General features: G+C 63.0%; 22 protein-coding genes. 11 read left to right on the top strand and 11 right to left on the bottom strand.

Annotation, left to right across the window (positions count from 1 at the left end; all coding sequences use genetic code 11):
* Positions 1-514: 514 nt before the first annotated feature.
* The 9 genes from RCH12_RS15635 (at position 515) to RCH12_RS15595 (ending at position 9,076) form a co-directional block, all read left to right on the top strand.
* Positions 515-751 carry a heavy-metal-associated domain-containing protein gene (locus RCH12_RS15635; RefSeq protein WP_327017482.1) on the top strand — a complete coding sequence of 79 codons (237 nt, stop codon included), beginning with the start codon at positions 515-517 and terminating at the stop codon, positions 749-751.
* 32 nt (positions 752-783) lie between these two features.
* A complete protein-coding gene (locus RCH12_RS15630; protein ID WP_327017481.1) occupies positions 784-3,042 on the top strand; it encodes a heavy metal translocating P-type ATPase in 2,259 nt (752 codons plus the stop codon).
* 26 nt (positions 3,043-3,068) lie between these two features.
* Positions 3,069-3,620, top strand: a complete 552-nt coding sequence (locus RCH12_RS15625) for a hypothetical protein (RefSeq protein ID WP_327017480.1) — start codon at positions 3,069-3,071, stop codon at positions 3,618-3,620.
* A gap of 84 nt (positions 3,621-3,704) precedes the next feature.
* Positions 3,705-4,316: a DUF305 domain-containing protein gene (locus RCH12_RS15620; protein WP_327017479.1), complete on the top strand. Its 612-nt coding sequence runs from the start codon at positions 3,705-3,707 to the stop codon at positions 4,314-4,316.
* Positions 4,317-4,447: 131 nt separating this feature from the next.
* Positions 4,448-5,290: a M23 family metallopeptidase gene (locus tag RCH12_RS15615; RefSeq protein WP_327017478.1), complete on the top strand. Its 843-nt coding sequence runs from the start codon at positions 4,448-4,450 to the stop codon at positions 5,288-5,290.
* Between the two features lie 80 nt (positions 5,291-5,370).
* The gene (locus RCH12_RS15610; RefSeq protein WP_327017485.1) at positions 5,371-6,567 is read left to right on the top strand and encodes a peptidoglycan DD-metalloendopeptidase family protein; all 1,197 of its coding nucleotides are present in this window, start codon (positions 5,371-5,373) and stop codon (positions 6,565-6,567) included.
* 52 nt (positions 6,568-6,619) lie between these two features.
* Positions 6,620-7,507, top strand: a complete 888-nt coding sequence (locus RCH12_RS18565; RefSeq protein ID WP_442784583.1) for a F510_1955 family glycosylhydrolase — start codon at positions 6,620-6,622, stop codon at positions 7,505-7,507.
* 43 nt (positions 7,508-7,550) lie between these two features.
* Positions 7,551-8,480, top strand: coding sequence for a prolipoprotein diacylglyceryl transferase (lgt, locus tag RCH12_RS15600; RefSeq protein WP_327017476.1), 930 nt, complete (start codon positions 7,551-7,553; stop codon positions 8,478-8,480).
* Positions 8,477-9,076, top strand: a complete 600-nt coding sequence (locus RCH12_RS15595; RefSeq protein ID WP_327017475.1) for a recombinase family protein — start codon at positions 8,477-8,479, stop codon at positions 9,074-9,076. Before lgt ends, RCH12_RS15595 begins: the two co-directional genes overlap by 4 nt.
* A gap of 33 nt (positions 9,077-9,109) precedes the next feature.
* Here RCH12_RS15595 and RCH12_RS15590 read toward each other — a convergent pair whose 3' ends face one another.
* The 6 genes from RCH12_RS15590 to RCH12_RS15565 all read right to left on the bottom strand — a co-directional run bounded on the left by RCH12_RS15590 (position 9,110) and on the right by RCH12_RS15565 (position 13,785).
* Positions 9,110-10,612: a multicopper oxidase family protein gene (locus tag RCH12_RS15590; protein WP_327017474.1), complete on the bottom strand. Its 1,503-nt coding sequence runs from the start codon at positions 10,610-10,612 to the stop codon at positions 9,110-9,112.
* Positions 10,613-10,622: 10 nt separating this feature from the next.
* Positions 10,623-10,904, bottom strand: coding sequence for a glutaredoxin family protein (locus tag RCH12_RS15585; protein ID WP_327017473.1), 282 nt, complete (start codon positions 10,902-10,904; stop codon positions 10,623-10,625).
* The gene (locus tag RCH12_RS15580; RefSeq protein WP_327017472.1) at positions 10,901-11,596 is read right to left on the bottom strand and encodes a peroxiredoxin family protein; all 696 of its coding nucleotides are present in this window, start codon (positions 11,594-11,596) and stop codon (positions 10,901-10,903) included. The genes RCH12_RS15585 and RCH12_RS15580 overlap by 4 nt, the downstream gene beginning before the upstream one ends.
* Entirely contained in the window at positions 11,596-12,543 is a 948-nt protein-coding gene (locus RCH12_RS15575) for a cytochrome c biogenesis CcdA family protein (protein WP_327017471.1), read from the bottom strand. The genes RCH12_RS15580 and RCH12_RS15575 overlap by 1 nt, the downstream gene beginning before the upstream one ends.
* Positions 12,544-12,609: 66 nt before the next feature.
* The gene (locus RCH12_RS15570) at positions 12,610-12,876 is read right to left on the bottom strand and encodes a hypothetical protein (RefSeq protein WP_327017470.1); all 267 of its coding nucleotides are present in this window, start codon (positions 12,874-12,876) and stop codon (positions 12,610-12,612) included.
* Between the two features lie 273 nt (positions 12,877-13,149).
* The gene (locus RCH12_RS15565) at positions 13,150-13,785 is read right to left on the bottom strand and encodes a DUF3105 domain-containing protein (protein ID WP_327017469.1); all 636 of its coding nucleotides are present in this window, start codon (positions 13,783-13,785) and stop codon (positions 13,150-13,152) included.
* 649 nt (positions 13,786-14,434) lie between these two features.
* Here RCH12_RS15565 and RCH12_RS15560 point away from each other — a divergent pair.
* Both RCH12_RS15560 and RCH12_RS15555 read left to right on the top strand, forming a co-directional pair.
* Positions 14,435-14,692: an SHOCT domain-containing protein gene (locus tag RCH12_RS15560; protein WP_327017468.1), complete on the top strand. Its 258-nt coding sequence runs from the start codon at positions 14,435-14,437 to the stop codon at positions 14,690-14,692.
* 122 nt (positions 14,693-14,814) lie between these two features.
* The gene (locus tag RCH12_RS15555) at positions 14,815-15,915 is read left to right on the top strand and encodes a YVTN family beta-propeller repeat protein (RefSeq protein ID WP_327017467.1); all 1,101 of its coding nucleotides are present in this window, start codon (positions 14,815-14,817) and stop codon (positions 15,913-15,915) included.
* Positions 15,916-16,055: 140 nt separating this feature from the next.
* Here the strand turns inward: RCH12_RS15555 and RCH12_RS15550 are convergent, their stop codons facing one another.
* From RCH12_RS15550 to RCH12_RS15530, 5 genes are all read right to left on the bottom strand, one after another.
* Complete coding sequence (locus RCH12_RS15550; RefSeq protein ID WP_327017466.1) at positions 16,056-18,002, bottom strand: heavy metal translocating P-type ATPase; 1,947 nt, start codon at positions 18,000-18,002, stop codon at positions 16,056-16,058.
* Positions 17,999-18,385, bottom strand: a complete 387-nt coding sequence (locus RCH12_RS15545) for an ArsR/SmtB family transcription factor (RefSeq protein WP_327017465.1) — start codon at positions 18,383-18,385, stop codon at positions 17,999-18,001. Before RCH12_RS15545 ends, RCH12_RS15550 begins: the two co-directional genes overlap by 4 nt.
* A 66-nt stretch (positions 18,386-18,451) precedes the next feature.
* Complete coding sequence (locus tag RCH12_RS15540) at positions 18,452-19,702, bottom strand: MFS transporter (protein WP_327017464.1); 1,251 nt, start codon at positions 19,700-19,702, stop codon at positions 18,452-18,454.
* A complete protein-coding gene (locus RCH12_RS15535; protein ID WP_327017463.1) occupies positions 19,695-20,084 on the bottom strand; it encodes an ArsR/SmtB family transcription factor in 390 nt (129 codons plus the stop codon). Before RCH12_RS15535 ends, RCH12_RS15540 begins: the two co-directional genes overlap by 8 nt.
* Positions 20,085-20,312: 228 nt before the next feature.
* Entirely contained in the window at positions 20,313-20,723 is a 411-nt protein-coding gene (locus tag RCH12_RS15530) for a hypothetical protein (protein ID WP_327017462.1), read from the bottom strand.
* Positions 20,724-20,853 lie beyond the last annotated feature (130 nt).

Raw genomic sequence — 20,853 nt, 5'->3', positions numbered from 1 at the left:
TGGGCTGGACATGGTGGGACTTCCTGATTCTCGCCCTACGTCAAACGGCGGACTTGCTCTGAGCTACTGGCCTCAACTCACCCTGACACGTAGGGCGGCGGCCCAGCATAGATTCGGCGACTGCTTTGGATGAGGCCCACTGCACGCCGCCAACCTCCATCACGGCTGATACCTCTTCGGTGCTCATGGGCAGTTCCCTTCCTTCGCGTTCCAGGGACGACAGCTGCGTCCCTCTTGGCCGACGCTATACCCCCCTAGGGTACCTGTCAACAAAGGTCCCGAGCAGGTGGATTCCGCGGTCTCGAAAAAGCGGCCTCCAACAATTTGGGGGGCTTGATACCCCAAGGGGGTATAGTCGGATGTACCCCCCAGGGGTAAACGCGACGGAATCGGCCGTCAGCAACGAAGGGAACTTCTGATCATGCTCACTGGTAAAGACAATGACCTCGGCCTCACGGACTCATCCTGTGCGTGCGCTCATGGCTCACATCCCGACGTCGCCAACGCTTCACCCATGGCTGACTCGGGCTTCTCAAGCACTTTCCAGGTTGCAGGGATGACCTGCTCCCACTGCGTCGCGAGCGTGACGACGGAAATAGGTCGAGTAGCGGGCACCGACAGCATCAGCGTTAACCTCGCACCCGGCGGCCTCTCCCTGGTCACCGTGTCCAGCAGTAGTCCCGTCGACCCGGCGGCAATCGCCGCCGCCATCGATGAAGCAGGCTACGAACTGATCCTTGAGACTCCGTGAGTGGGGTACAGGTCGATCTTGTCGTCGGAGGGATGACCTGCACGTCGTGTGCAGCGCGGATCGAGAAGAAACTGAATCGAATGACGGGCGTTGAGGCCACCGTCAACTACGCAACGGAGAAGGCGAGCGTGTTCATTCCAGACGGGACGACCGTTGAGGACGCCATCGCCACCATTGAGGCGACCGGATATAGTGCCGTCCTCCCCCGTCCCGTTAGCCCCACGCCTGACGGGGTCGGGGTGCCCACCGACGCCGACAAAGAAGTCGAAAGTCTTCGCCAGCGACTTGTGATCTCCGCAGTGTTGGCCGCACCAGTCGTTGTTTTATCCATGGTCTCTCCCCTCCAGTTCTCCAACTGGCAGTGGCTCGCCCTGGCGCTCGCCGGTCCCGTCGCGATCTGGGGCGCCTGGCCGTTCCACCGCGCTGCCTGGGTCAACCTGCGGCACGGCGCAGCGACCATGGACACCTTGATCAGCATGGGAGTGCTCGCGGCACTCGGGTGGTCGCTTTACGCTCTGTTCTTCGGCACCGCGGGGATGCCCGGAATGACCATGAACTTCAGCCTCACCACAGAACCCGGGGGCGCTGCGCACGAAATTTACCTTGAAGTCGCATCGGCTGTCACGGTCTTCATCCTCGCCGGAAGATACTTCGAAGCACGCGCAAAAAAGCAATCCGGCGCCGCGCTCCGTGCGTTGCTCGAGCTGGGCGCGAAAGAAGCAACACTGCTGCGTGACGGTGTCGAGACGACTGTGCCGACGTCATCTCTGATTGTGGGAGACCATTTTGTGGTGCGGCCTGGCGAAAAAATCGCCACTGACGGCACCGTCGTGGAGGGCAACTCTGCGGTTGATGCGAGCATGCTCACCGGTGAATCCGTTCCCGTCGAGGTCGGCCCGGGCGATGCCGTGGTCGGCGCCACTTTGAACTCCGGTGGCCGCCTCGTCATCCAGGCAACACGGATCGGCTCCGATACCCAGCTGGCCCAGTTGGGTCGCTTGGTCGAACAGGCCCAGACCGGCAAAGCGGAGGTGCAACGACTCGCCGATCGCGTATCCGCCATTTTCGTGCCCATCGTGATCGCCCTCGCCCTCGGCACCCTCGTTGTCTGGCTTCTGGTCGGGGCCGGCCCCGTGGTGGCCTTCACGGCAGCGGTGGCGACACTGATCATCGCCTGTCCCTGTGCGCTCGGGTTGGCCACGCCTACGGCTTTGCTCGTGGGAACCGGTCGGGGCGCTCAACTGGGCATCTTGATCAAGGGACCGCAGATTCTCGAGTCGACGCGACGAGTCGACACCATCGTTCTCGACAAGACCGGCACCGTCACAACCGGGCAGATGACCCTCGTTGCCGTCCATCCGGCTCAAAACACCACCGACGAGGAACTCCTGGTTTTCGCCGGCGCTGCGGAGTCGGGATCAGAACACCCGATCGCCAAGTCGATCGTGACTGGCGCGAGAGCACGGCTGCTGAACCTTCCGACGCCGGAGTCATTTTCATCCACAGACGGTCTCGGCGTGCAGGCCGTTGTAGATGGAAGGGTCGTGCTGGTGGGTCGCCCGAGCTGGCTCAGTGAGAACTGGTCCATTGAGCTCCCTAGCGAGCTCAAGCTCGCCCTGTCCTCGTGCGAGTCACATGGTCAGACTGCTGTAGCCGTCGCCTGGGACGGGCAGGCGCAAGGCATCCTGGCTGTATCTGACGTTGTCAAGGACACCAGTGCTGCCGCGATCGAGGAATTTCGTCGCCTGGGTCTGCAGCCCGTGCTCCTCACCGGCGACAACGAGACAGTGGCTCGTGTCGTCGGTACAGAACTCGGCATCTCCGATGTTCGCGCCGGTGTCCTCCCGGCCGAGAAAGCCGAAGTCATCCGGGCACTCCAGCGAGAAGGCCGCGTTGTGGCAATGGTCGGCGACGGCGTGAACGACGCTGTGGCGCTGGCTACCGCCGACCTGGGCATTGCCATGGGCACCGGCACCGACGTCGCCATCGAGGCCAGCGATCTGACCCTGATGCGAAGCGACCTGGTCGCCGCCGCCGACGCCATCCGGCTTTCTCGGCGCACCCTGTCAACTATCAAGGCCAACCTCTTCTGGGCTTTCGCGTACAACGTGGCCGCGATCCCTCTTGCCATGCTGGGCCTGCTCAATCCGCTGATCGCCGGTGCCGCCATGGCGCTGTCGTCGGTTTTCGTCGTGAGCAATAGCCTGCGACTGCGTGGCTTTCGTGGGCTCCTACGGGCAGTGCAGACGACATCCCCCAGCCTGAAAGCTCACCCGGCCGAGATCAGCTGATCTGCCCCGGCATTCACAGCTGAACTTTGTCAACTGCCGATACGGTTTTGGGGTATCCGCGTTTGCAACCTGATTTGAACGGCACTGGAGGTGACATGAACCCGCACGGCAATTCCGTAGCTGGCCGTCGCCACAGGACCGTCCTCGCACACGCGTTCACGTCGGTTCTGGTCCTGGCAACCATGCTGCTGGGCATCCTGGCCATGCACTCCATGATCGGCGAGCACGGCATCGCGTCGTCGGCAGCAGCCGAGTCCACCGCACATTCCGATACCATCCCGAGCGGCGCTGAATTCCGAACTGACGTGGCGGTCGTGGCGACAGCCGCGATAATCCCACTCGTGGCGCACGCCGAGGTCGGGTTGTTGGGCTGCGCCGACTGCATGCTCGAATGCGCCATGTGGGCGATGACCTGCGCCATCCTGCTAGTCCTGGCGGCTCTCATCATTCTCGCCCGCTCCCCGGCCACGTATCGCCGCCTGCTCGAGGCGGGCGGGCGCGTCGTCTCTGTCTTCCATGGCCCTGCACCTCATCTTTTCCGGCCCAGTTTGGTCGTCCTCTCCATCAGTCGCACCTAAAACCGGCATCGGCTTCGCGTCGACAGACGCCCGCCTTCCGTATCGCGAACCGGTTTTTTACGCCTGACTCTGAATGGATTAACAATGCCCAAGCCTCGTACCTACTTCCTTGCTGCCGCGGCCGTCGCGACTGCACTCACTCTCAGCGCCTGCGCCGGCGGAACAACCGACACCGGTTCATCCGCCGCCCCCAGCTCCCCGGGGTCCTCCGCCTCATCGGTCGATTTCGCCGACGCGGACGTCGAGTTCGCCCAGATGATGATCCCCCATCACGAACAGGCCGTCGAAATGAGCGATGACCTTCTCGCGAAGGACGGCATCGACCAGCGCATCGTGGACTTGGCCACCGAGATCAAAGACGCCCAGGAGCCCGAAATCAAGCAGCTCGAATCCTGGCTGACCGCCTGGGGCATGGATGACACCAGCTCCAGTGAGATGGATATGTCTGAGATGGATCACGGCACGGACGGCATGATGTCCGACGACGACATGAACGCCCTCAAGTCCGCCTCGTCAGAAGACGCAGGAAAGCTCTTTCTCGAACAGATGATCGTTCATCACCAGGGCGCAGTCGCGATGGCTCAGACCGAGATCGACGAAGGACAATTCCCGGATGCTGTGGACATGGCCACGAACATCGTGGACAGCCAGACCGCCGAGATTGCTGTCATGAACGACATCCTCGCCACCCTGTAGAACTACTCCACCAGGATCGGGGCCGCGCATTGCGGCCCCGATCCGCGGCGTGCCCAACTCGGATTCCCTCTCTTCAGCCTCGCTGAGGCACCGATGGGGCGTGCCATTGTGATCGCAAGGACCATCTCTTCATGACCGCATCACCCGATCTCTCCCGCAAACAACGGCGCTTGGCCGATAAACACCCGCACAGCCGCGGCCGGGCACAACGACGACTCCCAGCGGCCCGCCGGCCGGCCCGCCGTGTGAAAGTCACCCTTCGGAAACAGCTGTCCTCCGCGGTCGCTTTAGCGTTCGCCGCCCTCCTCGCCGTCAGCGTGTCAGTGCCAGCCCTCGCCGTGAACCCATACGCGCAGACCCTCGCGGTGCCCACTGAGCGATCCGATGTGGCAGTGCAGAACGTCACGGCGTCGGAGAACGGGACCATCACCGTCACCCAGGACACGTTTTCGTCCCAGTCCATCCAGGAGACGCTGCGAACTGAGGACTCGCTCCCGGGCGTTTACGCCCAGACCGCCAACACCTATACGAACGATCTCGGCTCTGCGATCCAATGGCCCTTCCTCGTTGGTGTGCCGATCTCTACTGACTTTGGCCCTCGGATTCCGCCGTGCGATGGATGCTCCAGCTTCCACAAAGGCCTGGATATGAATCCGGGCGTGAATACCCCGATTCAGGCTGTAGCGAATGGCGTCGTGAGAGAAATCTCCAGCACTGACAACAGCGGACTGGGCGTGTACGCGATCATCGACCACATAATCGACGGGCGCCTCGTGAGCAGCCTGTACGCCCACATGACGGAAGGCACCCTCGCGCTGGCCGTCGGTGATCCCGTCCTCGTCGGCCAGCTGGTGGGAAACGTCGGCAACACCGGCCAAAGCACCGGCCCCCACCTTCACTTCGAGATCCTCCTCGACGGGGTCACCCCCACAGACCCATACGCCTGGCTGACAGAGAAGGTAAGCACATCATGACGATCCCTAGACGCGATCAACGTCGCCTGCCGCGCCGGAACCTGAAAGCCCTCTCGGCCGCTGCTCTAGTCCTCAGTTTGGTGTCCGGTGCCGGTTGGGCCGCCCAACCGGCAGCAGCAGCCGAGTACCCGTCCTGGTCCGATGTTGAAAACGCGCGTGCAAACGAAGCGTCCAAACAAGAACAGATCAGCACACTCACCAACCTCATATCCGGCCTGACAGCCGATGTCGCCGCCGCACAGGAAGAGTCCACGCGGCGCGGTACCGAATTCGAACAGGCCCAGGGCGCCTTCGACGAGGCCACCTACCGCGCCACAACTCTGCAAGCCCAGGCTGACGAGGCCGGCGCGCAAGCCACACTCTCCAGCGAACAAGCCGGCCGGCTTGCATCAAGTCTCGCCCGCAGTGGGGGCCCCGACCTTTCACTGGCTATCCTCATGGCTGGAGATGAGACCGACGCACTGTTGTATCAGCTGGGCGCCATGAGCAAACTCACGGAACGGTCGTCGGCGGTCTATGAGCAGGCCGAATCCGACCGAAACTCCGCAACCGCCCTGACCGACCAGGCCAAGGTCGCCCAAGACAAACTTGGCGCTTTGGCCAAGGAAGCCGAGACTGCCCTCACCCAGGCCATCGCTGCCAGCGCCGCGGTGGAGGTCGCGCTGGCTGAGCAGCAAGCAAACGCGGGCACCATGCAAGCGCAACTGGCCGTCCTCGCCGAGGGACGCGCTGCCACAGAAGCCGACTTTGTCAAGGGAGAGGATGCCCGACGCGCTGCCGAAGCCGCGGCGGCGGCGGCAACAGTCGCTCAGGCATCCACGGGCGGATCGAGCGGGTCCGCCGGCTCAGATTCGGGTCAGCTCAGTGGACAGGGCTGGGCCCTTCCCGTGTCCGGGTGGATCAGCGACAACTTCGGTCCGCGTCCCAACAGACCCGTCGCCGGCGTCGGCGCGTTCCACTACGGCACGGACCTCGCCGCCGGATGCGGTGTTCCCGTCAAAGCCGCAACGGGTGGCACCGTCATCTACTCCGGGTACCTCGGCAGCTACGGCAACTGGGTCCTCATCGATCACGGCAACGGGGTCCAAACCGGGTACGCCCATAACAGCGAAATCCTGGTCAGCAACGGCGAGCAGGTCTCCGCCGGGCAGACCATTTCCTTGGTAGGGACCACCGGAGCATCCTCCGGCTGCCACCTGCACTTCGAGACTCGAGTTGACGGAGCCCGCATCGATCCAGAGCCGTTCATGAGCGCACGAGGGATCACCCTTGGCTAGGCGGCGCCGGTCCCAGTTGGTCGGCACGATACTGATCGCTGCGGGAGCAGCCGTGGCCCTTGCCAGCTGCTCCACGGTCGACGAGTCGTCGAGTCCGGGTACCGCGTTTGAGCACATTCACGGGCTCGGCGCTGACCCCAGGAGCGGAAACACGTACGTGGCAACCCACCAAGGCGTGTGGTTAATCCCGACAGGGAATTTGCCGGATACCTACCTCACGGGTGCGGCCCGGCCCGCTGCCACAAAGCTAACCCAGATCGGAGGCCGCGCCCCGGACGCCATGGGGTTCACGGTCTCCCCCACCGGAGTGCTCTTCATGTCAGGCCACCCGGACCCCACAGAGCAATCTGCCGCCGGGGCACCAAACCTCGGACTGGTGTCCAGCAGAGACCAGGCACAAACCTGGGACACGGTATCGCTGGGCGGACAGACGGATTTTCATGACCTCGACACGGTGCCCCTGCCCACCGGCGATCTCCGGGTCTACGGGTATGACGCGCAGCAAGGCGCCCTGATGATCAGCGACGACAGCGGTTCCACCTGGACGATGGGTGCGACCGTGCCGATCCGGGACCTGACAGCAGACCCGTCTGATCCCGATCGGGTCATCGCGACAACGGCGGACGGCCTGATCGAAAGTTCAGACGGTGGCCGTACCTTCGGTACCGTTTCCGACGCGCCGGTCCTGCTGCTTGTGGACATCTTCGATGACAGTGCCGGAGGCGAACTCGTTGGCGTCGACCCCGCCGGTGCGTTGTGGCGGCAAGAAGAAACCGGCTTGTGGACGCAGACCGGCCAGGCGGAGGGTGCACCCGAAGCCCTGAGCGCCGTCGGCGGCAAGTCCCCCTGGATCCTGGTCGCCGACCAGCGCGGCATCAGCGCCTCCCCCGACTTCGGCGCCACCTGGACACCAGTCCTCGGCGACGCCACCAACCCATAACACTCCCACACGCCCCGAAAACCCAAGAAACGACCACGACCCCATGAACGTTCCCGCCAGCATCCCCAGCCCCGACATCAGCTCCATCCAACTCGGACCATTCCAGATCCACTTCTATGCCCTCTTCATCCTGGCCGGGATAGCCGTCGCGGTGGCCCTCACCTCCCGGCGACTCACCGCGCGCGGCGGAGCGCCCGGTACGGTGCTCGACATCGCCCTCTGGGCTGTGCCCTTCGGCATCATCGGCGGCCGGCTCTATCACGTGATCACCCACCCCACCGATTACTTCTACGCCGGCGCTGACCTCTGGAAGACGCTCTACGTGTGGGAAGGCGGCCTGGCCATCTTCGGCGCCATCCTCTTTGGCAGCCTCGGCGCCTACATCGCCTGCCGCAGGGTGGGACTGCGCTTCCTGTCGTTCGCCGACGCCCTGGCCCCGGGAATGTTGCTAGCACAGGCATTCGGACGGGTCGGTAACTACTTCAATCAAGAACTCTTCGGCACTCCGACAACCCTCCCCTGGGGACTACAAATAGATCCAACACAACCCGCATTTCCCACTGGCTTGCCCGAGGGCACCCTCTTTCATCCCCTGTTTCTCTACGAGATTCTGTGGAATCTGCTCGGCGTGGCCATCATCCTGCTCGCCGAACGGCATTTCAGCCTCCGGTGGGGACGCGCCCTGGGTCTCTACCTCGTTATCTACGGGATGGGCCGCACCTGGTTCGAGTCCTTTCGACTCGACCCCACCGAGTTCGAACTCGGCGGGTTCAAAATCAACATGCTCAACGCCACTGTCGTCGCCATTGCAGGGATCATATTGATCATCGTGCAGTCGCGGCGCCACCCCGAGCCCGAGATAGACCCCAAGGTGCCGACTAGGCAGGGCCACGCTGGGATTCCAGCTGCAGATGTCCGCGCGCCAGCCGATGCATTGGCCCCAGAAGCCCCTGAGCGAGGAAGGCAGGGATGACTGTCATCGGTTACGCGCGTGTTGCAACACGCAAGCTGAGCGTTGATGAACGAGAAATCGCGTTGACTGCGGCCGGTGCCGAGCGCGTGTTTGTGGACCACGGCGAGTCAAGGAATAAGGCGTCGCTGCCACAGTTCTCGGCCTGCCTGGACTACCTGCGAGCCGGTGACCTCTTGCTGGTGTGCCAGCTGAGCCAGCTGGACCGGTTGGGTCGTGACGACCGGTTGATTGCACTGCTTCATGAGCTCAGCGAACGCGGCATCGGACTTCGTTCGTTAGCGGAACCGGCGATCGATACGACCGGCCCGTCAGGCCGGGCACTTTTCGACATCATCGCCGTTTTCGCACAGCTGCGTACCGAATCGATCCAAGTGCACCGGCGCGAAGGCCCCGCACCCGCTCGAGCACACGGGCAAGAGGGCGGGCGCCCCACAGCGATGACAAATGAAAGGATCGCTGTGGCTATAGATATGCGCGAAAGAGGCGCCACCATTGACACGATCGCGACCACTCTCGGCGTCGACACCGTGACCGTGCAACGCGCGCTCCTGAGCAACCCGGACGGACAGCCGAAGCTGGGACGCGATGAGGAATGACGTCGGGAAGACGAGCCCACTGCCTGTCTCGCATCACCTCACGTAGGAGACCAGGCCGATCATCCCCCGAGCAGCATGGTACGCGTTGTGACAGTGGACCAACCATTGGCCGGGGTTATCCGCATCGAATTCGACGGTGACAGTTTCCCCCGGCCGGACAATGACGGTGTCCTTGCGCGCTCCGTTGCCCGCGATCTGAAAGCTGTGCCCGTGCAGGTGCATCGGATGCCACATCATCGTGTCGTTGATCATCGTGATCTGCACGCGCTCGTTGAGGCTGACGTCGAAGGCGCCGGCGTATGGGTCGTCCATGTTGAAGGTGCGACCGTTGATACTCCAGTCGTAAGAGTGCATACCCCCGGTCAGTCGCATTTCGTGTCGCCGGGTCGGCGTGCGGGACGGGAGGCGGACGGATTCATCGGCTCGCAACTGACCGCCGTCGGTGACGTCACCCGTCAAAGTAGACGGCATCTGTTCTGGCGAGGGTGGGGTACCAGAACCTGTGCGGATGAGACCGTAGGCGCTTCCGTCCTTGCCTTCGGGGAGAGCGAGAACTGGAGTGTAGCCATCGACGACGGTGACGAGCGCGTCGATGCGTTCGCCCATTCCCAGGACCACGGCGTCCACCTCCTGGTGCTGCACAGGAAAGCCGTCGGTGTGGGTGAGGGTGAGCTTCTGGCCGGGGACACCCACCCTGTAGGCGGTGTCCCCCGCCGCATTGATGATGCGCAAGCGGATCCGACTACCCGGTCGGCTGTCGAACAGTTCGGCCGTTTGCGGAGCCTGCCCGTTGAACAGGTGGACAGGGAATGGCACGTCGCCGGCGTCGCCGCCCAAGTATGGGCTGGTGGAGGTCGACCCCATTCCGCTCATTCCCGAGTCCATGCCGCTCATACCCGACCCGTCAGCCAAAGTGTTCAGCGCATCGTCTGGGGTGCCCGGGAGTCCATCGAGCCAGTCGTCGAGGAGGATGACCCATTCCTGGTCGTAGGGCATGGGTTCATTGGGGTCGTCGATGATGAGCGCGCCCGACAGGGCACGTTCTCGCTGCATGTCCACGTGTGAGTGGTACCAGTACGTGCCGGGTTGGTTGAGCAAAAACTTGTACCCATAGTCACTGGTTGGAGCAACGGCCTTTTGGGTGACGCCAGGGACGCCGTCTGCATCGTTTCGTAAGGCGAGGCCGTGCCAGTGGATGCTTGTCGGCTCTGCCAGGGTGTTCGTCACCGGCACGTTCAGGACGTCGCCCGTTTTTGCCCGGATGAGAGGCCCGTTGAGTGTCCCGTTGTATCCCCACGTGGTCAAAGCAGTGCCGGCGACCATAGTGTCGAAGCTCCCGGCGGTGAGGTTTTGGGTGATGGTGGCGCCGTTGGCCCCACGGCGCGCCTCATACTTGGCGACTAGAGGATCGGTCGACAGGATCCGGTCTACCGAGGCTGGTGAGTCCGTGCCAGTCGTGCACGAAGCGAGAACCGCTGTGGCTGTTGCGGCGAGGGTCGCACCGAGAAAGGTGCGCCGGGAGAAAATGTTAGACATGATCGCTCCGTTAGCTTGAGCTCGCCGGCGAGCGTGTGGCGGGCCACTCCAGCGAGGAGAGATGGCGGCGCAGCTTTTTTTCCGACAAGCGACCGTAGCTGAATAACTCGCCGTCGATCAAGATGCCCGGGGCGAAAACGACCCCGACCCGGTTCGAAAGCTCCCGGCCTTCGGCTGATGCCAACGGAACCTCCACGATGTCCAGGGGGTACTCATCGCTGAGCTGCGCCAGGGTGTTCTTGGCGTTCACGCAGGACGGGCATGATTCCTGGGTCAGGACCGTGATCATCATGATCCGCTCACCCCGGCAGCCTTCATGTCGGCGAGCAGGTCGGCCATGGACACATACATTGTGTAATCCGGGGCGCCACCGTAATCGGCGCGCCACTCAATCACGCCGTCCGGCCCAACGAGGATGAAACTGTGGCCAGCGCGGGAATCACCCATCATGCCGTAGTCGTTCGCCCCGTACTCTTTGATGACGTCCATCTTCGTGTCCGCCAGGGCGACGGAGGCGAGCTTGTCGTCGTCCATTTTTTGCGCGATCAGGTCTACCGGTCCGCTGGTGATCGTGAGCACATCGTCGACTCCGGCGGCGGCGAGCTGGTCGGATGAGGCATCCAGGTCACGCATTTGATCCCAGCACGGCTGGCAGCCCAGTCCCTCATGGAAGTACAGGAGCACCGATTCGCCCGAGTAGTCACTCAGATCCACGGTGTCCCCCGTTGTGGACTCCATTGCGAATCCTGGGGCCATTTCGCCTACCCCCGGAGATCCCACCGCGTAATCGGCCGCATCGGCGCTCCTGCCCATAGGAGCGGACTGGGCCGTCTGGGCGGGTGCGGAGGGCTGCTGGGCGAGAACGAGGAAGAAGGCGCCGAAAATGGCCACGACCACGCCGGCACCGATCAGCACGGCAAGGCGGTTGGTGTTCTTCCTCAGCGGCCGCATCGCTGCTGCCGGCTTCTTATTGCGTGATGCCATTACTTCGATTCCTTTGCATTGTCGTGACAGGCCGGAGTGGTCGCACCGGCCGCAACCTGCTCTGCCGTGTTTGGCTCTGTCGCCGAAGCGGTGTGACCGGCCTGTGGGCGTCGAGCGCGCAGCGCCTTCCACACGAGGGCGGCGAGGGCGGCGAAGACGACGAGCGCCGAGAGCCAGCCGGGGATGAAGCCGATGGATTGTTGGATGACCACCGCTGCGTGGTTCAGCCAGGCGGTGACCCGCACCTGCCAGCCGTCCGGCGCCATGCCGATGCCGCGAACCGCGATGATCATCGTGACGACACCCATCCCGAGCATCAAGCCACCAGACAACAGGCTCGACAGCGGCAGACGACGTCCACCGGGCCACAAAGCCACAGTGCGCGCCGTCAGCAGCCGGCTGTTGCTCCAGTCCTTCCGATCCCACACCAGCGCAAGGACACAGAGCGGTGCGACCATGCCGAAGACATAGGCCACACCCACCAGCGCGGCGGTAGAGATGGACGACGCCGCCCCAGACATCGCGGCAACCCCGGCCAGCACCGGTGCACAACAGGCACTCGCCGCGCCAGAGAACACGCCCAAGCCATACACGGAGCCGATGCCTGAGCCGGAACTCTTCCCCGACGGCATCGGGAGCATCAACTTCCACCCCACCAACGTGGCGACACCCACAACGACCATCGCGATTCCCACGACGCTGAAGATCCAGAAGTGATACTGCGCCAGCGCGCGGCTCACGATCGCGGCCCCCAACGCGATCGGCAGGATGATCGTGCCAACACCGGCAGCGAAAACCAGTGTCATTCCCAGGATCTGGCCACGGCGGCGGAAGCTGGACGCGAAGAACGCCGGCAACATCACCGACACACAACAGGGGGCCAAGAGGGCGACGATGCCGCCCAAGAACGAGGCGAGGATCGTGGTGGAGAGCAGGACCTGCTCCATGTAGTGCTCCTTCACAAGTGCACGGACTGCTGCCGTGCCGTAGGGACGAGGGCGGACGCCCGAGGGTTAAGCCTTGGTCGTGGTCTTTGCGGTTGCGTCGGATCCCGCGTCGCCGTGGTCGTGGGATACCTGCGGGGTGTCGGTGTTCTTGTTTTTGCTGCGCATCATCATGAACATCATTCCGATCATCATCACGGGGCACGCCAGAACCGCTGCGAGGGGAAGCGCTTCGCCGATCGATCTTCCGGCCACGAGCAGCCCGCCAAGGATGACGACACCGATCACGATCATGCCGATGAGATGAGACTTGCCGCTGTGGTTGTGCCCGTTCATGGATTTTCTCTTTTCTGGGGTTCGGTTGGGTGGTCTGCGTCCACTGGTGGGATGTCATTGCCTCGGTCGTTTATGGGGAAGATCTGGGCGATCGCCCACACACCGAGAACGACGAACACCACACAAATTCCGGCGAGAATCGGCCACGCACTCATGACCATTGCTTCCTCCTGCCGGGATGTCTTGTCATGACTGTGGTCCCTCTTCCCGCGCCGCTCAGTGCATGTTTGACGAAGAAACGATGAAGAATGCTCCTCACTTCCGAGGAAGCGCTCAGCCTTGGACTCCTCCGGAACAGGGAGCGCCGGGTTCGGGGGTTTGTGGGCCCTGCAGATAGGTGGAGAGGAAATCGCTCAGTCTCGGGTCGCTTGCACTCTCGATCTGGACCCGCTTGCCCCACGCGGAGGCGATGATCGGTGCCGGCAGGTCCGGATACGGGCTCAAGATCTCATACGAGTTCGCTGCTGCGGTGGAGGTCAGGGCCTCAAGCTCAGATGCAGGCAAGTCAGTTTGGTACGTCACCCATACGGCTCCATGCTCGAGGGAATGGACGGCACGCCAGGTATCTACCGGCTGCGTGTAAACCCCACAGTTGGTCAGGTCCTCGGAATGGTCCCCGCCTACCGGTGGCAACTCCGGGAAGGCGACCGTGCTGAGGACGTGCCCACGGCTGAGCTTCGAAAAGCTCTCTACTCCCTCGATCATCGCGCCAGCCGCAGAGCTGTCATCAGACTCTGCCTGCGGACTGCCCAAGACAACGACTCCGACTGTCGCCAATACGGCGGCAATCAGGACGGCACCTGACCCGAGGAACAGCATCCTCCGTCGTTGCTCGTCCTTCTTGATCTTCCCTTTCGCCTCGTCCACGATCGCTTGCCGGCCGAGTTTTCGCTCGCTGTTGGATTGCATTTCTAATCAGTTCATTTCTGTCGGTGCTGTCGGTTGTGGTGGTTTCTGGGCCACGCGGTTGGCTCAGGGGTGATGGGTGTCGTGCGCTACTCGCGAGGATCCCGTGGAGGGTTGCAGCGTTGGCCCGCTTATCAGTGGGCCAACGACGAAGGAGGAGAGGAAGAACATCACAATGAAGATTGCTAGGGCAATTCCAGGGGCCCACCAGCTCGCGAATTTTCGGCGGAGCGAAATGAGCATCGGCACCGACGCTACGAGGCCGACGACACCGAAAAGAACGGTTCCGCCGCTACCCGCTACGAGTGCTGAACCGACCAGAGGGCCGATGTGATGGAGGACGTGCGGCATCAGGCCCGCAATCCCTCCCAGGGCCCCCGTCACCACCGTCCGGATGGTCCGAGGTCGGGCCTGGGTCTTCGCTGCGGGCGGCGCTAACTCGACGGTGGAGACATTGTCAGTGCGTGCCGATGGAGTGCTCATCGTTCCACCATCGCCCGCGAGCGCATCGACAACGATGGAGTTTCAGTGAAGGAACGATCAAGTATCGGAGGAACCACATGGAAACTTCATAGTTCCTTCGACAGTTCCATATTCGGGGGCAGAAGACTCGACGTAGGAGCGCCACTGGCGCCAGAGGAAAGGAAATTCCATGATGGGAAATTATGCGGGCGGTATGGGCGGGGTCGGCTGGGTCCTGATGAGTCTGCTCTCGGTGACGCTGATCGTCGCCATCGTGTGGATGGTCGTAGGAATGGTCACCCAGCCCAGACAAGCATCCGCAACAGCAGCCACGCCTGAGTCGAGAATCGACACTCCAGCCGACATCCTCAAGCGCCGTCTCGCTAGAGGCGAAATCGACACAGCGACCTACGAAGAACTGAGCTCCACGATCGACAAGGTTCGCTAAAACGCCCCGGCCCGTTGGCGATCCGTGCCTGTAGCCCAAAGAAACACCGGGCGGATCGTCTGCCCGGCGCCCGAGCAGAGCCCACCGCTACCCGGTGACCACCGAACCAAAGGAAAGTACAGATGAACAAGCGCCACCTCGCAACCGTTGCAGTCACAGTCGGCGTCGCTGCCGTCGTCGCAACGACTGTCATCGTCGCAACCACCACCGGAAACTCTGACGCGACGGCAGCCTCCCACAACGACATGGTCGCAGGTACCATCTGGGTCGCAAACGAAGATGGCGCCAGCCTCACCGCGATCGATGCTTCCACCAATACCGTCGCAACTACCCTCACGGGTATCGACAGCCCACACAACGTGCAAGCCACTCAGGATGGTCAATCTATCTGGGCGCTGAGTGGCACATCGTCGATGGCAGTGGAGATCGACTCGCAAACGAACGCGGTACAGGGCACGTCCGCCACCGGCGCGATGCCAGCCCATGTCATCGTCACACCCGACGAGACCCGAACCTACACAACGAACAATGCCGACGACACCGTCTCAGTCGTCGACATCGCCACGATGACGACGATCGCCACAATCCCGGTCGGCGACGGGCCTCACGGACTGAGGCCCAGCCCCGACGGCAAGACCATCTACGTGGCCAACAACAAGGGAACGACCCTCAGCGTCATCGACACCGCTACCAACACCCAGATCGACGAGATCGAGGTGGGCAAATTGCCCGCACAGGTAGCGTTCTCGCCCGACGGAGACTTCGTGTACGCATCGCTAAACGGCGACAACGCTGTAGCCAAGATCGACACCAGCACCCGTGAACGCGTTTCCACACTTCCCGTGGGAGTGGGTCCAATCCAAACGTTCGTCAGCCCCGACGGTCAATACCTTCTGGTCGCCAACCAAGGCACAGAAGAGTATCCCGGCACAACTGTTTCCGTCATCGACACCGACACTTTTGATTTCGTGCGCACCGTCGAGACCGGCGCCGGCGCGCATGGTGTCACCATCGACCCGACGAGTCGACACGCCTACATCACCAATACCTTTGACGACACCGTCTCAGTACTTGATCTCAAGGAGATGACGGTGGTGGCTACCGTTCCGGTCGGATCGATGCCGAACGGGATCACCTTCACCAGCCAGGCCGCAGGGATCGCCCCGACTGTCAAGCTGGACCTGAAGATGGACGGCGCCGAAGGCGGCGCCATGGGTCACTGACGTATATGACCACGTTCCCGTGCAGTGATGGCAAGGTGCGCGAGCAGACCTATTCTCGGCATCGACGGGTACCGGTCGATCTCGCCATGGACGTCGATGATTGAACCTGACGATGTCCTCTAGGCCAGGCAGCGCATGCTTCAGTCCGTCAGGGAGGGCTTCTTGGCCCATGGCCTGGACACGTCGGGCCACGCTTTTGCGCGGAGAAGCCGTAGTCCGTTAAGGCCGACGATGACCGTGGAACCTTCGTGGCCGGCCACCGCCAGTGGCAAAGGCAAGGTGGAGATGAGGTCCCAGGTCACGAGGACCGCAATGAAAGTACCCGCGATGACGAGGTTGGCCACGATAAACCGGTGTGCCCTGCGCGAGAGTTCGATGGCTCCGGGGATGGTGGAGAGGTCGTCTCGGATGACGACAGCGTCAGCTGTTTCGAGGGCGAGGTCAGAGCCGTGGCGTCCCATGGCCACACCGATGGTCGCCGACGCGAGAGCTGGAGCGTCGTTAACTCCGTCGCCGACAAGGAGCACCGGGATACCGTCGCTTTCGAGCCGGCGAACGGTGGCCGCTTTGTCCTCCGGCAGCAATCGGGAGTGCACTTCGGTTATACCTGTCCGCTGGGCGATGTCCGTGGCGGTGCGCCGGTTGTCGCCGGTGAGCAGGTGCACCGGATGGGCGGTGATCGAGGCGGTGTGAGCCACGGCCGCCGCCGCGTCGGGACGGAGTGCGTCTTCTAGGGTGATTGTCCCGGTGAGGTGTCCGTCGACGAATACCTCGACGACTGTGCCGATCACGTCCGCGTGCTCGTCTCCCGCCTGGATCACGCGCACCAGCTGACCGGCGATGATTCCCTCGACACCGTGTCCAGGGAGCGCACGGAAGTTCGCTGCGGGAGTTACATCCGTACTGGCTGCGCGGACGATAGCGCGGCCGAGCGGGTGCTCGCTGTGCTGCTCGACCGCAGCCGCGAGATCAAGCGCTGTAGTCGAATCGCTTCCCAAGGCGGGGGCGACGCCGGTGACGACCGGTGCTCCTTCGGTCAGGGTTCCGGTTTTGTCGAAGGCAACGAGCTGTGTTCGCCCCATGGCCTCCATAACCGTGGCGGACTTGATCAGAATGCCGTGGCGGGCGGCGTTGGCAATGGCAGCAAGCAGCGGCGGCATCGTGGACAGTACAACGGCGCAGGGTGACGCGACGATCATGAACGTGATCGCGCGCAGGAGGGAATCTGGGAAGTCCTCTCCGAGCGCCAGGGGCAGGGCGAAGACGATGAGGGTGGCGATCACGACGCCGAGCGAGTACCGCTGCTCCACCTTCTCGACGAATAGTGCTCGCGTCGACTTGGTCTCCGAGGCTTCTGCGACCAGGGACACCATCCGGGCCACGACAGACTCGCTCGCCGGGCTGGTGATCCGCACCGTCATCGCTCCTGTGCCGTTGACAGTCCCGGAGAGCACATCCTGCCCCGGTCCTCGTCGCACAGGTATAGATTCGCCGGTCATCGCTGCTTGGTCGACTTCGCTGATCCCCTCTTCGACGACACCGTCGCCTCCGATACGCTCGCCCGGACGGACAAGGATGAGGTCCCCCACGCGGAGCGCCGCAGTATCGACGACGTCCAGAGCGTCGCCCGTGGAAGTCCGGGTGAGCCGGGTCGCCTGTTCGGGGGCGAGGGAGAGAAGGCTGGTCACCGAGTCAGCTGTCCGCTGGGTGACGAGGGCTTCAATGGCACCGCTGGTCGCAAAGATGACGATGAGCAGCGCCCCATCGAAGACTTGCCCGATCGATGCCGCGGCGATCGCCGCGACGATCATCAGTAGGTCGACATCGAGTACTTTGTTTCGCAGCGCGGTGATGCCCGCCCAGGCCGGCTCCCAGCCTCCCGCGAGATAACAACCCAGGAAGATCGTCCACCAGACCGGTGCCGCAGCGCCCGCAAGCTGCAGTGGCCACGCGACCAGGAAGAGTAGTAGCGCCAGTCCCGCCCAGCGCACTTCCGGCAGGCGTACGCCGGTGCGGTAGATCGACGGCGGCTTGGCGAGGACGCGGCCACCGGTCCGGATGGGCGCTGGGGCGAGGGTGCTCGTCATGCGCTGGCGGTCTCCGTGCCTGTGGTGGCGAGATCGAGGTGGTGGTGGCGGGGGGTGCCCCCCAGGCTGTGCTCAGCTTGGAAGATCGCATCGCGAACCAGCTGGGAGGCATGCTCGTTCTCGAGGCGGTAGAACACCTTGGTCCCTTCCTGGCGGGTGGAAACAATTCGGGCCAGACGCATCTTGGCCAGGTGCTGAGACACTGACGCCGGAGTCTTATCGACAATCTCGGCAAGGCTGTTCACCGACAACTCGCGGGCATCGTTGAGCGCCAGGATCAGGCGCACCCTCGTGGCATCTGCCAGCATCGTGAAAATCTCCACTGCGAGCTCCACGAAGTCACTCTCGGGCAGCCGTCCACAAATCCGCTTGTCTGCATCCATACGCAGATAGTAGCAGACTCAGTAATCGATCAGTGCAACCTGCATCGCTCTGGTCGTGAGCGGGTATCAGGACGCCGCCGTGGACGGTGCGGGCTGCGTCTCGGCGCCCTGAACCGGCGCCGCAGGTTTCCACTGCCGCATCGCGACTACTCCGGCGCCCCCTGCGATGGCCGCCAGAATCAGGGCCGTGGGGGCTAGGCCCAACGTCGCGCCCAGGACCCCGGCCAGTGGGTAAGTGAGAATGAAGCAGGCATGGGAAAGCGAGAACTGGGCCGCGAATACAGCGGGCCGGCTGCCCGTATCGGAGTAACGTCGCAACAACCTGGAGGACGGGGTCAGGATTAGCGAAGTCGAAGCGCCCAGAACAAACCAGAGAGCCAGCACACCCGGCCAGGACGCAGGCGAATCTGGCGTCGACGCCAGGATCGCGACGAGGACCAGCGCGACCGGCAGGATCAAACACCCGGTCAGCATCACCCTGCGATCGGGGTAGCGGTCCAGGACCGGCGGCAGCAGGAGGGCAACGAGCATGGACCCCAAGCCGTAGCAAGCGAGGGTCAGGGCGAAGTCGACTTGGCTGCGGCCCAGTGTGTTCTGCACGAGGATGACGGTGTTGACTATCACCATGGCCGTCGCCGCGGCGACGACAAAGTTCATCGCCAGCAACGCGCGCAACGGCCGGCTACCCCAAAACACTCGTACGCCCCGGGTCAGACGCTCCAAAAATGGGGTGACTGGGGACGATTTCAGTTGCGGAAGCCGGGTCCAAAGCACGAGCACGGCGGATCCCACAAAACCCAGCGCGGTTCCGACGAACAGCGAGTGGTAACTGATCACGGTCAGCAGGGCAGCGGCGAGTATTGGGCTGAGCAACGATTCCAGATCGTACGCCAGGCGCGACAACGACAACGCCCGTGTATATTCGCTCTCCTTGGGCAGGACTTCGGGGATCAGGGCCTGGAACGCGGGGGTGAAGGCAGCGGACGCCGCCTGTAGGACGAAGATCAGCAGATAGATCTGCCACGCCTCCCTAACAAAGGGCAACGAGAGCGCAACCCCGGCACGAAGAACGTCCGAAGACACCAGCAGAACCTTTCGCGGCACGCGGCTGGTCAATGCAGACACGACCGGGGCCACACCAACGTAGGCGAGCATCTTGATCGTCAGTGCGACACCCAGGACGACGCCGGCATCTCCGCCGGCCAGGTCGAACGCAAGCAGGCCCAAGGCGATAGTGAGCAGACCCGTGCCGACCAGCGCAACGACCTGAGCGCTGAACAGTTTGCGGTAGGCCGAATTCTGCAGTACCTCACGCACGCGAGTTCCCCTCCAACTCGATCGCCGCGCGCTGTGACGCCCGGTGGTGGGCAGGTATTCCGTCGAGGGCGTGCTGCGCCTGGAAGATGGCGTCGGCAACAAGCTGGCGGGCGTGCTCGTTCGTGAGGCGGTAGAACACGTGGGTTCCGTCGCGGCGGGTAGTCACGATGCGGGCCAGGCGCAACTTAGCGAGATGCTGCGACACGGCAGCTTGAGACTTGTTGACTGTTTCCGCGAGCTGGTTGACCGCGAGCTCCTGATCGCGAAGGGCCAGGATAATCCGAAGTCGGGTGGCATCGGCGAGCATCGCGAAGACCTCGACAGCCAGTTCGACGTATTCACCGTCCGGGTCTACTGCCCAACCGTTCGCATCTGCATTCATACGCAGATTATTGCACAGTCCGAGTCTACGGATCAGTAGCCCGTCATGAAGATGCCTGTCCCACAGGTGAATTCAGAATCACCGAGGATGGGCGCGGAATACGTCGGGTGGAATTCCGCGAACTGTGCACGCGTCTCGAATGTCGGCGCGCGCTGTCTAACCCATTGGCTGGCAAAACCGCGCGCCAACCTGCGCGAGGTCAGAACGACCTCGCGCAGGTTGGTGTTGTCAGTCTTGGGTGCCGTCTTCCACTGCGACTCCGTTGATGTCGTCGCTGGTGTCTTCGGTGGTTGATTCGGTTCCCGTATCGTCGGCGGTTTCGCCGTCGTTGGTGCCGTCTTCCACTTCGGTTCCCGTATCGTCGGCGGTTTCGCCGTCGTTGGTGCCGTCCTCCACTTCGGTGCCTGCGTCGTCGGCGGTTTCCCCGTCGCCGTCGCTCACGACTGAGTGGGTCGATGTCGGTGCGCTCGGTGTAGCGAGTGCGGCGCCGGTCAGGCTTAGCCCGCCAGCGAGAGCGAGAGCGATGATCGCAACACTGCCACCGACGAGTTTGGTTTTCTTCTCCATGGTTGGAACGCCTTTCGTCTGGTTAGAAGACGCTATTTGCGAGTTCTTTTTTGAGGTTAGGGCGGGGTGCATGAGATGACCGTGAGAGTGAACATGCCGCTGACTACTCATTCCTCCAGTCGTGCCCGCGCGCAAAGCACTCCTGGCTGTCCCGCCAGTGGGTGGAAGTGTGGCCTTGGCCTCGTTGGGGCCATTTCTTAGA

This window comes from Cryobacterium sp. MP_3.1 (genome assembly GCF_035984795.1).
Taxonomy (GTDB): Bacteria; Actinomycetota; Actinomycetes; order Actinomycetales; family Microbacteriaceae; genus Cryobacterium; species Cryobacterium zongtaii.
The sequence above is the reverse complement of the archived record's forward strand: the minus strand, read 5'-3'. Positions and strand labels throughout refer to the sequence as shown.